This is a genomic window from Streptococcus vulneris (genome assembly GCF_019218685.1).
Classification (GTDB): Bacteria; Bacillota; Bacilli; order Lactobacillales; family Streptococcaceae; genus Streptococcus; species Streptococcus vulneris.
In genome coordinates, this window is sequence record NZ_JAHUZC010000002.1 from 83,232 (window position 1) to 96,859 (window position 13,628).

At 42.3% G+C, this 13,628-nt stretch carries 12 protein-coding genes; 11 read left to right on the forward strand and 1 reads right to left on the reverse strand.

Annotated elements, in window-relative coordinates:
• Positions 1 to 53 precede the first annotated feature (53 nt).
• The 10 genes from KUA57_RS02415 (at position 54) to KUA57_RS02460 (ending at position 9,782) form a co-directional block, all read left to right on the forward strand.
• Positions 54 to 185 (forward strand): teichoic acid D-Ala incorporation-associated protein DltX, encoded by a 132-nt coding sequence (locus KUA57_RS02415; protein WP_000813667.1) that lies wholly within the window; start codon positions 54 to 56, stop codon positions 183 to 185.
• 20 nt (positions 186 to 205) lie between these two features.
• A complete protein-coding gene (dltA, locus tag KUA57_RS02420) occupies positions 206 to 1,756 on the forward strand; it encodes a D-alanine--poly(phosphoribitol) ligase subunit DltA (RefSeq protein ID WP_061864789.1) in 1,551 nt (516 codons plus the stop codon).
• Positions 1,753 to 2,997, forward strand: a complete 1,245-nt coding sequence (gene dltB / locus KUA57_RS02425) for a D-alanyl-lipoteichoic acid biosynthesis protein DltB (RefSeq protein ID WP_061864788.1) — start codon at positions 1,753 to 1,755, stop codon at positions 2,995 to 2,997. Before dltA ends, dltB begins: the two co-directional genes overlap by 4 nt.
• A 13-nt stretch (positions 2,998 to 3,010) precedes the next feature.
• Positions 3,011 to 3,250 carry a D-alanine--poly(phosphoribitol) ligase subunit DltC gene (dltC, locus tag KUA57_RS02430; RefSeq protein ID WP_000351967.1) on the forward strand — a complete coding sequence of 80 codons (240 nt, stop codon included), beginning with the start codon at positions 3,011 to 3,013 and terminating at the stop codon, positions 3,248 to 3,250.
• Positions 3,243 to 4,511: a D-alanyl-lipoteichoic acid biosynthesis protein DltD gene (dltD, locus tag KUA57_RS02435; protein WP_061864787.1), complete on the forward strand. Its 1,269-nt coding sequence runs from the start codon at positions 3,243 to 3,245 to the stop codon at positions 4,509 to 4,511. Before dltC ends, dltD begins: the two co-directional genes overlap by 8 nt.
• A 152-nt stretch (positions 4,512 to 4,663) precedes the next feature.
• Entirely contained in the window at positions 4,664 to 5,104 is a 441-nt protein-coding gene (gene adcR / locus KUA57_RS02440; RefSeq protein WP_001249308.1) for a zinc-dependent transcriptional regulator AdcR, read from the forward strand.
• Complete coding sequence (locus KUA57_RS02445) at positions 5,104 to 5,808, forward strand: metal ABC transporter ATP-binding protein (RefSeq protein ID WP_001269496.1); 705 nt, start codon at positions 5,104 to 5,106, stop codon at positions 5,806 to 5,808. The genes adcR and KUA57_RS02445 overlap by 1 nt, the downstream gene beginning before the upstream one ends.
• The gene (locus KUA57_RS02450; protein WP_000950038.1) at positions 5,801 to 6,607 is read left to right on the forward strand and encodes a metal ABC transporter permease; all 807 of its coding nucleotides are present in this window, start codon (positions 5,801 to 5,803) and stop codon (positions 6,605 to 6,607) included. Before KUA57_RS02445 ends, KUA57_RS02450 begins: the two co-directional genes overlap by 8 nt.
• A gap of 9 nt (positions 6,608 to 6,616) precedes the next feature.
• Complete coding sequence (gene adcA, locus KUA57_RS02455; protein ID WP_218493587.1) at positions 6,617 to 8,122, forward strand: zinc ABC transporter substrate-binding lipoprotein AdcA; 1,506 nt, start codon at positions 6,617 to 6,619, stop codon at positions 8,120 to 8,122.
• Positions 8,123 to 8,897: 775 nt separating this feature from the next.
• Entirely contained in the window at positions 8,898 to 9,782 is an 885-nt protein-coding gene (locus KUA57_RS02460; protein WP_004235732.1) for an SPFH domain-containing protein, read from the forward strand.
• A gap of 273 nt (positions 9,783 to 10,055) precedes the next feature.
• On the opposite strand, the gene KUA57_RS02465 is transcribed toward KUA57_RS02460, so the two are convergent.
• Positions 10,056 to 12,143: a GH92 family glycosyl hydrolase gene (locus KUA57_RS02465; protein WP_049509694.1), complete on the reverse strand. Its 2,088-nt coding sequence runs from the start codon at positions 12,141 to 12,143 to the stop codon at positions 10,056 to 10,058.
• Between the two features lie 170 nt (positions 12,144 to 12,313).
• Here KUA57_RS02465 and KUA57_RS02470 point away from each other — a divergent pair, with 170 nt between their 5' ends.
• Positions 12,314 to 13,594, forward strand: coding sequence for a glycoside hydrolase family 125 protein (locus KUA57_RS02470; RefSeq protein WP_125446668.1), 1,281 nt, complete (start codon positions 12,314 to 12,316; stop codon positions 13,592 to 13,594).
• The last annotated feature ends 34 nt before the right edge of the window (positions 13,595 to 13,628 follow it).

Here is a 13,628-nt window from a genome sequence, read left to right on the forward strand (position 1 = left end):
AAGAAATTGATTTTATTTTAGCGGAAAATTACAGAAATGAATGGTTTTTCTTTATGAAACAGAGAAAAGAATTGTACCTCTTTCTTGGTCGGACAGCCTTGTATTTTCTTATCTTTCTAGGGCTGCTTTACTTCTTTAGCTATCTTGGTCAGGGTCAAGGAAGCTTTATCTATAATGAATTTTAACTTGAAGGAGAATCCTTATTATGTCAAATAAACCAATAGTAGATATGATTGAAACCATTGAGCATTTTGCTCAGACACAGCCTAGCTATCCTGTTTACAATGTTTTGGGGCAGGAACACACTTATGGAGATTTGAAGGCTGATTCGGATAGTTTAGCTGCAGCCATCGACCAACTGGATTTACCAGAGAAGTCTCCTGTGGTTGTTTTTGGTGGCCAAGAATATGAAATGTTGGCAACTTTTGTAGCTCTGACTAAGTCAGGACATGCCTACATTCCCATTGACAGCCATTCAGCCTTGGAGCGAGTTTCGGCTATTTTAGAAGTAGCAGAGCCAAGCTTGATTATTGCTATCTCAGACTTTCCATTGGAGCAGGTTTCTACGCCAATGATGACTCTAGCTCAGGTTCAAGAAGCCTTTGCTCAAGGGACTAGTTATGAGATTACGCATCCAGTCAAGGGTGATGATAACTACTACATTATCTTTACTTCTGGTACAACTGGTAAGCCTAAGGGAGTACAGATTTCCCATGATAACCTCCTCAGTTTTACCAACTGGATGATTACGGATAAGGAATTTGCGACGCCAAGTCGTCCGCAAATGCTGGCTCAGCCACCTTATTCTTTTGATCTGTCTGTCATGTACTGGGCACCGACATTAGCACTTGGTGGTACACTTTTCGCTCTTCCTTCAGCTATTACTCAGGACTTTAAGCAACTCTTTGCGACCATCTTTTCATTGCCAATCGCTATCTGGACATCAACGCCTTCTTTTGCGGATATGGCCATGTTGTCTGAAGACTTTAATAGTGAGAAAATGCCTGGTATCACGCATTTCTACTTTGATGGAGAAGAATTGACGGTCAAAACGGCTCAAAAACTACGTGAGCGTTTCCCAAATGCCCGTATTATCAATGCTTACGGCCCAACAGAAGCGACAGTGGCCCTGTCAGCAGTTGCCGTGACAGATGAGATGCTAGCGAATCTCAAACGTCTACCAATTGGCTATACCAAGGCTGATTCTCCAACCTTTATCATTGACGAGGAAGGAAATAAACTGCCAAATGGTGAACAGGGAGAAATCATTGTTTCAGGACCGGCCGTCTCAAAAGGTTATATGAATAATCCTGAAAAAACAGCAGAAGCCTTCTTTGAGTTTGAAGGTCTGCCAGCCTATCACACAGGTGATGTGGGAACCATGACAGATGAGGGCTTGCTTCTCTACGGCGGACGCATGGACTTCCAGATTAAGTTCAACGGTTACCGCATTGAGTTAGAAGATGTCTCTCAAAACCTCAATAAGTCTCGCTTTATCGAGTCTGCTGTTGCAGTACCGCGCTATAATAAAGACCACAAGGTGCAAAATCTTCTAGCCTATGTCATCTTAAAAGATGGTGTTCGTGAGCAGTTTGAGCGTGATATCGATATTACCAAGGCCATTAAGGAAGACTTGACAGATATTATGATGTCTTATATGATGCCGTCCAAATTCCTTTATCGAGACAGTTTGCCACTGACTCCAAATGGAAAAATTGATATCAAAGGATTGATTAATGAGGTAAATAGGAGATGATGGAGTTTTTTAAACAGCTTCCTCATTTAGAGCCATACGGCAATCCTCAGTATTTTGTCTATGTGATTGCTGCAACCTTGCCCATCTTTATCGGCCTCTTTTTCAAGAAACGCTTTGCCTGGTATGAGGTATTGGTTAGTCTCTTCTTTATCGTTACCATGCTGGTAGGTGGGAAGACCAATCAATTGGCTGCCTTGGGCATTTATCTGTGCTGGGAAATATTGCTCTTGCTTTTCTATAAGCACTATCGAAAAAGTAAGGATGGTAAGTGGGTTTTCTACCTAGTTAGTTTTCTGTCCCTACTGCCGATTATCTTTGTCAAGGTGCAGCCAGCTATCAATGGAACGCAGTCTTTGCTTGGATTTTTGGGAATTTCTTACCTGACCTTTCGTTCGGTTGGAATTATCATCGAGCTGAGAGATGGAGTGATTAAGGATTTTACCCTCTGGGAATTCCTCCGTTTTCTTCTCTTCATGCCGACTTTTTCAAGTGGTCCAATCGATCGCTTTAAGCGTTTTAATGAAAATTATCAGACCATTCCTGAGCGAGATGAGTTGATGGATATGCTGGAAGAGGCTGTCAAGTATATCATGCTTGGCTTTCTATATAAGTTTATCATAGCTCATATTTTAGGAGAGACCTTACTCCCTCCTCTGAAGAATCTAGCCCTACAGTCAGGTGGCTTTTTTAACCACTATGCCTTGGCAGTTATGTATACCTTTGGTCTAGAACTTTTCTTTGACTTTGCAGGCTACTCTATGTTTGCCTTGGCAATCTCAAACTTAATGGGGATTCATAGTCCAATTAACTTCAACAAGCCTTTTTTATCTAGGGATTTAAAAGAGTTTTGGAATCGCTGGCACATGAGTCTGTCTTTCTGGTTCCGTGACTTTGTCTTTATGCGAATGGTCATGGTGTTGACCAGAAAGAAGGTCTTTAAGAATCGCAATGTAACCTCAAGTGTGGCCTATATTTTAAATATGCTGATTATGGGATTTTGGCATGGAGTGACCTGGTACTATATCGCCTATGGCCTCTTTCATGGATTAGGCTTGGTTATTAATGATGCTTGGATTCGTAAGAAAAAAACGCTCAATAAGGAACGGAAAAAAGCAGGGAAAGCTGCTCTACCTGAGAATCGCTGGATTCAGTTGCTTGGCATGGTTATCACCTTCCATGTCGTCATGCTGTCATTCTTAATCTTTTCTGGATTTTTGAATGATTTATGGTTTAAAAAATAAAAGGAAATAAAATATGGATATCAAATCAGAAGTTATTGAAATTATTGATGAGTTGTTTATGGAAGATGTTTCTGACATGATGGATGAAGATCTTTTTGATGCAGGTGTCTTGGATAGTATGGGAACGGTTGAGTTGATTGTGGAGATTGAAAACCGTTTTGATATTCGTGTCCCTGTTACAGAGTTTGGTCGCGACGACTGGAATACAGCCAATAAAATCATAGCTGGTATTGTGGAGCTACAAAATGCTTAAACGCTTATGGATGATCTTCGGACCGGTCTTGATAGCTGGTTTGTTGGTTTTTCTGCTCATTTTCTTTTATCCTACTGAGATGCGTCATAATCTAGGAGCTGAAAAGCGTTCAGCGGTGGCTACTACCACAGAAAGTTTTAAGGAGAGGAGTCAAAAGGTCAGAGCCTTATCTGATCCAAATATGCGTTTTGTTCCCTTCTTTGGCTCCAGTGAATGGCTTCGTTTTGACGGTGCTCATCCTGCAGTCTTGGCTGAGAGATACAATCGCACCTACCGCCCTTATCTTTTAGGACAGAGGGGAGCTGCTTCACTTAATCAGTATTTTGGGATGCAACAGATGTTGCCACAACTGGAGAATAAACAAGTTGTGTATGTTATCTCACCTCAGTGGTTCAGTAAAAATGGCTATGAGCCAGCAGCTTTCCAGGAATATTTTAATGGAGACCAGTTGACCAGTTTTCTGGAACATCAATCTGGAGATCAGGCTAGTCAATATGCAGCGACTCGCTTACTACAGCAGTTTCCCAACGTAGCTATGAAGGAACTGGTTCAGAAGTTGGCAAGTAAAGAAGAATTGTCGAAAGCAGACAATGAAATGATTGAATTATTGGCTCGGTTTAATGAACACCAAGCTTCCTTTTTTGGTCAGTTTTCTGTTAGGGGATATGTCAATTATGATAAGTATGTGGGTAGATATTTAAAAACCTTACCAGATCAGTTTTCTTATCAAGCCATAGAAGATATTGTTAAAGCAGATGCAGAAAAGAATACTTCTAATAATGATTTAGGAATGGAAAATTATTTCTATACTACTCAGATTAAAAAGGATTTGAAGAAATTAAAAGGTTCTCAGAAAACACATACCTATCTCAAGTCGCCAGAGTATAATGACTTGCAGTTGGTTTTAACACAGTTTTCTAAATCTAAGGTCAACCCGATTTTTATCATTCCACCTGTTAATAAAAAATGGATGGACTATGCTGGTCTACGAGAGGATATGTACCAACAAACGGTGCAGAAGATTCGCTACCAGTTAGAAAGTCAAGGTTTTACTAATATAGCAGATTTTTCTAAGGATGGAGGGGAGCCTTTTTTTATGAAGGATACCATTCATCTGGGTTGGTTGGGTTGGTTGGCATTTGACAAGGCCGTTGATCCTTTCCTATCCAATCCCACTCCAGCTCCGATGTACCATCTGAATGAGCGCTTTTTCAGTAAAGACTGGGCGACTTATGATGGAGATGTCAAGGAATTTCAATAGATAATAGTATGGAAGAGTTCAAGAATGAAACTGGTTTTCACGTTTTTTCTTGACTCTTTTTTTGGTTGTGATATAATTAACCAGTAAATAATTCTTCAAAGAATAGTATTTTTCTCTTAAAAAAGAGAAGTCCAAAAGGAAAGGAGTCAGATATGAGACAGCTAGCGAAGGATATCGATGCTTTTTTAAATGAGGTGATTTTGCAGGCGGAAAATCAGCATGAAATTCTAATAGGTCATTGTACTAGCGAGGTAGCTCTGACCAATACCCAGGAGCATATCCTCATGCTCTTGTCGGAGGAATCTTTAACCAATTCAGAGTTGGCTCGTCGCCTCAATGTCAGTCAGGCGGCGGTTACCAAGGCCATTAAATCTCTGGTTAAGGAAGGGATGTTAGAAACATCTAAAGATCCTAAGGATGCGCGTGTGATTTTTTACCAGTTGACTGATTTGGCTCGTCCAATCGCTGAGGAGCACCATCATCACCATGAGCATACACTTTTAACTTATGAACAAGTGGCGACTCAGTTTACTCCAAATGAACAAAAAGTGATTCAGCGGTTTTTGACTGCTTTAGTAGGAGAAATCAAATAATGAGATACATTACGGTAGAGGATTTATCCTTCTATTATGATAAGGAGCCCGTTCTTGAACATATCAATTATAGTGTTGATAGTGGTGAATTTGTTACCTTGACAGGGGAGAATGGGGCAGCTAAGACGACACTGATTAAGGCCAGTCTTGGAATTCTTCAGCCACGCATTGGAAAGGTAACTATTTCAAAGACAAATACGCAGGGTAAGAAATTGAGAATAGCCTATCTTCCCCAGCAGATTGCCAGTTTTAATGCTGGTTTTCCAAGTACGGTTTATGAATTTGTCAAATCTGGTCGCTATCCGAGAAAGGGTTGGTTCCGTCGCTTGAATGCTCATGATGAGGAGCATATCAAGGCTAGTCTGGACTCAGTTGGCATGTGGGAACACAGAGACAAACGCTTGGGTTCTCTATCTGGGGGGCAAAAGCAGCGAGCGGTGATTGCGCGTATGTTTGCTTCTGACCCAGATGTGTTTATCCTAGATGAGCCGACAACGGGGATGGATGCAGGAAGTAAAAATGAATTTTACGAACTCATGCACCACAGCGCCCATCATCACGGCAAGGCTGTTTTGATGATTACTCATGACCCTGAAGAAGTTAAGGACTATGCGGACCGCAATATTCATCTAGTCCGTAACCAAGACTCGCCATGGCGTTGTTTCAACGTTCATGAGAATGATCAGGAGGTGGGCCATGCTTAGTTTATTATCTTATGACTTTATGCAACGTGCCTTTCTGGCTGTTATTGCTATGAGTCTTTTCTCGCCAGTATTAGGAACCTTCCTTATCTTGCGCCGTCAGAGTTTGATGAGTGATACCCTCAGCCACGTCTCGCTTTCAGGTGTAGCCTTTGGTCTGGTCCTAGGGATTTCTCCGACTGTTTCTACGATTGCCATTGTCTTGATTGCGGCGGTCTTTTTGGAGTATCTCCGTACGGTTTACAAGAGCTTTATGGAAATCGGGACAGCGATCCTCATGTCAACAGGTCTGGCTGTTTCTCTGATTGTCATGAGTAAGGGTAAAAGCTCGAGTTCAATGAGTTTGGACCAGTATCTTTTTGGTTCAATCGTGACGATCAGCGAAGAGCAGGTTATTTCCCTCTTTGTCATTGCGGCGGTTGTTTTGATTTTGACCTTCCTCTTCCTTCGTCCTATGTATATCTTGACCTTTGATGAGGATACGGCCTTTGTGGATGGCTTGCCAGTTCGTACCATGTCCATTCTTTTTAACATGGTTACAGGGGTGGCCATTGCCCTTATGATTCCTGCTGCAGGAGCTCTTTTGGTGTCGACCATTATGGTCTTGCCAGCTAGTATTGCCCTGCGTCTGGGGAAAAACTTTAAATCGGTTATGCTGCTTGCCAGTGCGATTGGATTTTTGGGAATGGTAGCAGGACTTTACATTTCCTACTATGCAGAAACACCTGCAAGTGCAAGTATTACCATTATTTTTGTAACTGTCTTTTTACTCATCAGTTTAGTAAGACGTTTTATCAAATAGGAGACTAACGTGAAAAAAATTAGCTTATTGCTAGCCAGTCTATGTGCCTTGTTTTTAGTGGCTTGTTCCAATCAAAAGCAGGCAGATGGCAAACTAAATATCGTGACAACCTTTTACCCTGTCTATGAATTTACCAAGCAAGTCGCAGGAGATACGGCTAATGTAGAACTCCTCATCGGTGCTGGTACAGAACCCCATGAATATGAACCGTCTGCCAAGGCAGTTGCCAAAATCCAAGATGCAGATACCTTCGTTTATGAAAATGAAAACATGGAAACATGGGTTCCTAAATTGCTAGATACCTTGGATAAGAAAAAGGTGAAAACCATCAAGGCGACAGGCGATATGTTGCTCTTACCAGGTAGCGAGGAAGAAGAGGGAGACCATGACCATGGAGAAGAAGGTCATCACCATGAGTTCGATCCCCATGTTTGGTTATCACCAGTTCGTGCCATTAAACTAGTAGAGCATATCCGTGATAGCTTATCAGCAGATTATCCTGATAAAAAAGAGACCTTTGAGAAGAATGCTGCTGCCTATATCGAAAAATTGCAAGCCTTGGATAAGGCTTATGCAGAAGGCTTGTCTCAAGCCAAACAAAAGAGCTTTGTAACGCAACATGCAGCCTTTAACTATCTGGCCTTGGACTATGGACTCAAACAAGTCGCAATTTCAGGCCTCTCTCCAGATGCAGAGCCATCAGCTGCTCGCTTGGCGGAATTGACAGAGTACGTTAAGAAAAATAAAATCGCCTATATCTATTTTGAAGAAAATGCCTCACAAGCCCTTGCTAACACACTTTCAAAAGAAGCAGGTGTCAAAACAGATGTCCTTAATCCTTTAGAAAGTCTGACAGAAGAGGATACCAAGGCTGGAGAAAACTACATTTCCGTGATGGAGAAAAATCTCAAGGCTCTAAAACAAACAACAGACCAAGAAGGCCCAGCAATCGAGCCTGAAAAGGCAGAGGATACCAAGACAGTTCAAAATGGTTATTTTGAAGATACAGCTGTCAAGGACCGCACCTTGAGTGACTATGCAGGTAATTGGCAGTCAGTTTATCCTTTCCTTGAAGATGGAACTTTGGATCAGGTCTTTGACTATAAGGCTAAGTTGACTGGTAAGATGACTCAGGCTGAGTACAAGGCCTACTATACAAAAGGCTATCAGACAGATGTAACTAAGATTAAAATCACTGATAACACTATGGAATTTGTTCAAGGTGGACAAAGTAAGAAATATACTTACAAGTATGTTGGTAAGAAAATATTGACTTATAAGAAAGGCAATCGTGGCGTGCGCTTCCTTTTTGAAGCCACAGATGCAGACGCTGGTCAGTTCAAGTATGTTCAGTTTAGTGACCACAATATCGCCCCAGTTAAGGCAGAACATTTCCATATCTTCTTTGGAGGCACAAGCCAAGAAGCCCTCTTTGAAGAAATGGATAACTGGCCAACCTACTACCCAGATAACCTATCTGGCCAAGAAATCGCCCAAGAAATGTTGGCACATTGATGAGAAACCGACTAGATCATAGGAGCTAGTCGGTTTTTTGGGTACTAGATGGCTAACTTCATGATAGATCTTTCAGATACATAAGGCGCTTTAAAAAATAAATAAAACTCTTGAAATATCGGGGCTTGTATGTTAGAATGATTTTAACGGACAAGGTTCATTAGAACACCAAAGCCCCTAACTATGCCAGTAGTTAAGGGCTTTTTTGACGTATCTTAGAGATTTAACGGGTGTTGATAGGCTAGTCACTCGGTCTACTTCTTACCATCTAGCCATTTGCAGACGAAATACAAGATAATTCCTGCTATGACGTCCGCTATAATAGTAAGAACGAGCTCTGGGGCAAGGTTCATTAGTTTCACCTCCTCTCACGAACCGTAAGGAACGTAATCGGTAACCGATGACAAAAATAGTATACACATCAAATTTAGATCATCAACCTCACTTAATGCTTGAACTATTGGAGTGCGGTTCACTTCAATGATGTTTTTTGTGAGTCTTTTAAAGGGATTAACCGTTACTTGTTTCGTTTCTTTGTCCACGACTTGTAATGTTCAGATAGTATGTTGATAATCAACGGAGTTAGAAAGAACTCGTATGGTGCACCTAATTCTTTACCAGTTGGTTTAGCAAGAAATCAGACGACAATGTGACAATTCACCTCTAATTATGGACATTTCAGGAAAAATCGCAGTAAAAACTGCACAGCCTTCTTTAAATGTGCTATAATACAGGAAAAATAATGATGGAGGTCACGATAATGGCAACATTTTTGATGATTTTTGTGGTGGTTTGTGTGCTCCTATTGGTGATAGTCACACTGAGTACAGTTTATGTAGTTCGTCAGCAGTCGGTGGCGATTATTGAACGCTTTGGGAAATACCAAAAGGTTGCCAATAGCGGTATTCATATTCGCTTGCCTTTTGGGATTGACTCGATTGCAGCGCGGATTCAGTTGCGCTTGTTGCAAAGTGATATTGTGGTTGAGACTAAGACCAAGGATAATGTGTTCGTTATGATGAATGTGGCGACACAGTACCGTGTCAATGAGCAGAGCGTGACAGATGCCTACTATAAACTCATGCGTCCAGAATCTCAGATTAAATCTTATATCGAAGATGCTCTTCGCTCTTCTGTTCCCAAATTAACCTTAGATGAATTGTTTGAGAAAAAAGATGAGATTGCCCTCGAAGTTCAACACCAAGTGGCGGAAGAAATGACTACTTACGGTTATATTATTGTGAAAACCTTGATTACTAAGGTCGAACCAGATGCAGAAGTCAAGCAATCCATGAATGAAATCAATGCGGCGCAACGTAAGCGGGTCGCAGCGCAAGAATTGGCGGAAGCAGATAAGATTAAAATCGTCACTGCAGCTGAAGCCGAAGCAGAAAAAGACCGCCTCCATGGTGTGGGGATTGCCCAACAACGTAAGGCGATTGTGGATGGATTGGCAGAGTCTATCACAGAACTCAAGGAAGCCAATGTTGGTATGACAGAAGAGCAAATCATGTCTATCCTCTTGACCAACCAGTATTTGGATACCTTGAATACCTTTGCCTCTAAAGGAAATCAGACTATCTTTTTACCAAATACGCCAAATGGTGTGGATGATATCCGTACACAAATCTTGTCAGCTCTTCGCGCTGAGAAGAAATAATAGACTAAAGAGCCTGGAGTCAGGCTCTTTTTAGTGTTTGTGAGAGATAAGTCTTAGCTTAAATAAGACTATTCACAAAAGTTACTAACAGGTTGTGGATAAGTGTGGATAACTTCTGATTATTTTAGTGATAATTCTTATTTGTGTGACCAATTTAGTAACTTTTGAGGATTATAAAGTAGTTTTAATTACTGCAACTCAAGAGTTAAGCACAGTTTGGGATAGTTATTCGCAGATTGTGGATAACCTTGGGAATTGCAGATTTTTTATTATTTAGCGATGACTTGGTAACCAGCTAAGTGTAAAGGTTAGTTGTTCAGCTTTTAAGAGGTTTTGGTGTTGAATAGTTGATACGAGTGTTTTATCCAATCGGCATTCTTTTACAAAGTTAAAATGGCTGTGGTTTTGCTCAGCATGAATATCTAGCCATTTATTTTCTGTGGCAAGATAGACTCGGAGATGGTCAAAGAGAGGGATTCCGAGATCATAGTTTGGTTTGCCTGGACAGGTTGGATAGAATCCGAGAGACGACCAAATGTACCAGGCTGAGAGACTGCCATTGTCTTCATCGCCAGGATAGGCTTGCCAGCTTGGGTGAAAGGCCTTCTGACGGAGAGTCTTGATGAGAAGGGCAGTGTAGTCAGGGTAATCGCTGTAGCGGAAGAGATAAGGAATGTGGAAGCTAGGTTGGTTAGAAATGGCGAGTTGCCCAAAAGGAGCAGTAGCCATTTCGCTCATTTCGTGAATCTCGTAACCATAGCCTGTTGTCTCAAAGAGGGGAGCATCTTGACAGGTTTTCAAAAGATAGTTGCTAAAGGTTTCTTTTCCACCCATAAGCTGGATCAAGCCTGGAATATCGTGGAGGACACCTAGGGTTGCTTGGATGGCAGAACATTCGGCATAGTCGCGTCCCCAACTATAAGGAGAGAAGTCAGGCCGGAAGTTGCCTTGACTATCACGCGCTCGCATGTAACCTGTCTCAGCGTCAAATAGATGGCGGTAATTTTGTGATGCGGCCTTGTAGGTTTCAGCGATTTCTATTTTCCCTCGTTTTTTGGCACAGCTGGCGATACAAAAGTCACTATAGGCATAGTCTAGAGTATGGCTAACGCTTTCGTGGTGGTCGATAGAGAGATAGCCCAGTTCTTGGTATTGAGCTAGTCCGTGACGACCATTGATGCCAAGAGGATCAGATTTGGTGGCTGTTTCAAGCATGGCTTGGAGGAGTTCTTCTTCTAGGTCGGGGGCCATGTCCTTGCAGGCGCTATCGGCGATAATACCGTCTATAAGTGTACCTGGCATCATACCCCGTTCATCTGGAGCCAGCCATTTTGGAAGGAAACTAGTATCGCGGTAGTTATTGAGAAATCCTTCTAAGAAGCGGTGGTAGTGTTCTGGTATGATAAGGGCAAAGAGGGGGAATGTGGTGCGGAAGGTATCCCAGAAACCATTGTTGCTAAAGAGGACACCGGGCTTTACAGTTCCAGTAGCCAAATCTTTGTGGATGGCTTGCCCTGATTCATCAACCTCATAAAAAGTCTGAGGAAAGAGGAAGAGTCTGTAGAGACAGTGGTCAAAGAAGGTTCGGTTAGCTTCTCCTGTCTCTATAATGTCAAAACGATGGAGGAGATTTTCCCAATCCGCTTGGGCATTTGCTTTACAGCTATCAAAATCTTCTTGAGGTAGATTAAGCAGTGCTTGAGAAGGAGAGATGAAAGAAGTCGCTAGCTGAATTTCAGCATGACTATCTGCCAGGTCGATTCGCCAGTCTCCACCTTCTTGGCTGATAGCAAGGATATCCATATTCATTTTCAGGGATGTGAACAGTATCAGTGGATTTTTGTTGTTCTCAGTTTTTCCTTCTTGTCGTAGGGCAAGATTCCTCTTATCTACTTGCTCTACTGCTAATTCATCTGCTGCGTGAAGATAGAGGGATAGGGCTTTGCCTTGCTTTTGCTCCAAACGAATAGAAGCACCGTAGCAAGTCGGTGTAAGCTGGGTTTCAATCTGATAGCGCAGGGAGAAAATCTTCAGATAATGAGGTTTGAAAGAGGACTTATCTATGTCATAGGAAGACTGGCGGTGAAAGAGGCTGTCTCCCCCTAGCTGACCGGTGACAGGTGTCAGAAGGAGCCAAGAGTAGTCCCCAATCCAAGGACTGGGCTGGTGGGTTAATCGAATCCCTTGAAATATAGGCAGATGTGGGTCGAAAAACCAAGAGCCCTCCTGGTCGCTGGTCTGGGGTACAAAGTAATTCATCCCAAAAGGAACGCCTGTGTAAGGCAGGGTATTTCCCCGAGAAAAGGCATGCTTGCTGGCAGTTCCAAATCGGGTATCGATGGTTTTAAGTAGTGGTTTCATAGTCTTTCCTTTAGCTGTTTTTCTACATTATATCAGAAAAAGATAGTCTTTAGAAAAGGCGTTTTAAAGATAACTATTTTGTAGAAAAATGACTATCATTTGTGTATGTATTTTCTGTCTCAAAAGCTATATACTGAAAATGAAACTTGTTTGAAAGAGGATACTGCACGATGATTTATTCAAAAGAAATTGTTAGAGAATGGCTAGATGAAGTGGCAGAACGGGCTAAGGACCATCCAGAGTGGGTGGATGTCTTTGAGCGTTGCTACACAGATACCTTGGACAATACGGTTGAAATCCTAGAAGATGGTTCAACTTTTGTCTTGACTGGGGATATTCCTGCCATGTGGCTTCGAGATTCGACAGCCCAACTCAGACCCTACCTGCATGTGGCTAAAAGAGATGCCCTCCTGCGTCAGACCATTGCAGGTTTGGTCAAGCGTCAGATGACCTTGGTACTCAAGGATCCTTATGCCAATTCTTTCAACATTGAGGAGAACTGGAAGGGGCACCACGAGACTGACCACACAGACCTTAACGGCTGGATTTGGGAACGTAAGTACGAGGTAGACTCGCTTTGCTATCCTTTGCAGCTGGCTTATCTCCTCTGGAAAGAGACTGGCGAGACTAGTCAGTTTGATGAGACTTTTGTCGCAGCGACCAAGGAAATTCTTCATCTGTGGACAGTGGAACAAGACCACAAGAATTCTCCTTATCGTTTTGTCCGCGATACGGACCGCAAGGAAGATACCTTGGTAAATGATGGCTTTGGCCCTGATTTTGCAGTGACAGGCATGACCTGGTCAGCTTTTCGTCCGAGTGATGACTGCTGTCAGTATAGTTACTTGATTCCGTCAAATATGTTTGCAGTTGTTGTTTTGGGGTATGTTCAAGAAATCTTCGCAGCATTAAACCTAGCTGATAGCTCGAGCATTATCACAGATGCTAAGCGTCTTCAGGCTGAAATCCAAGAAGGAATTGAAAACTACGCCTACACAAGCAATAGCAAGGGCGAAAAGATTTATGCCTTTGAAGTGGATGGTCTAGGAAATGCCAGCATCATGGATGATCCAAACGTACCAAGTTTGTTGGCTGTACCTTATCTGGGCTACTGCGATATTGACGACGAAGTCTATCAAGCAACTCGTCGTACCATTCTGAGCCCTGAAAATCCATACTTCTACCAAGGAGAATACGCTAGCGGTCTCGGAAGTTCTCATACCTTCTATCGCTATATTTGGCCTATCGCCCTTTCTATCCAAGGATTGACAACGACAGATAAGGCAGAGAAGAAATTCTTGCTGGATCAGCTGGTTGCTTGTGATGGGGGGACAGGTGTCATGCACGAAAGCTTCCACGTGGATGACCCAACTCTTTATTCTCGTGAATGGTTCTCTTGGGCCAACATGATGTTCTGTGAATTGGTCTTGGATTACTTGGATATCCGCTAAGGATCACGCTTTCGCTCAATTGATTCTTGGAAAG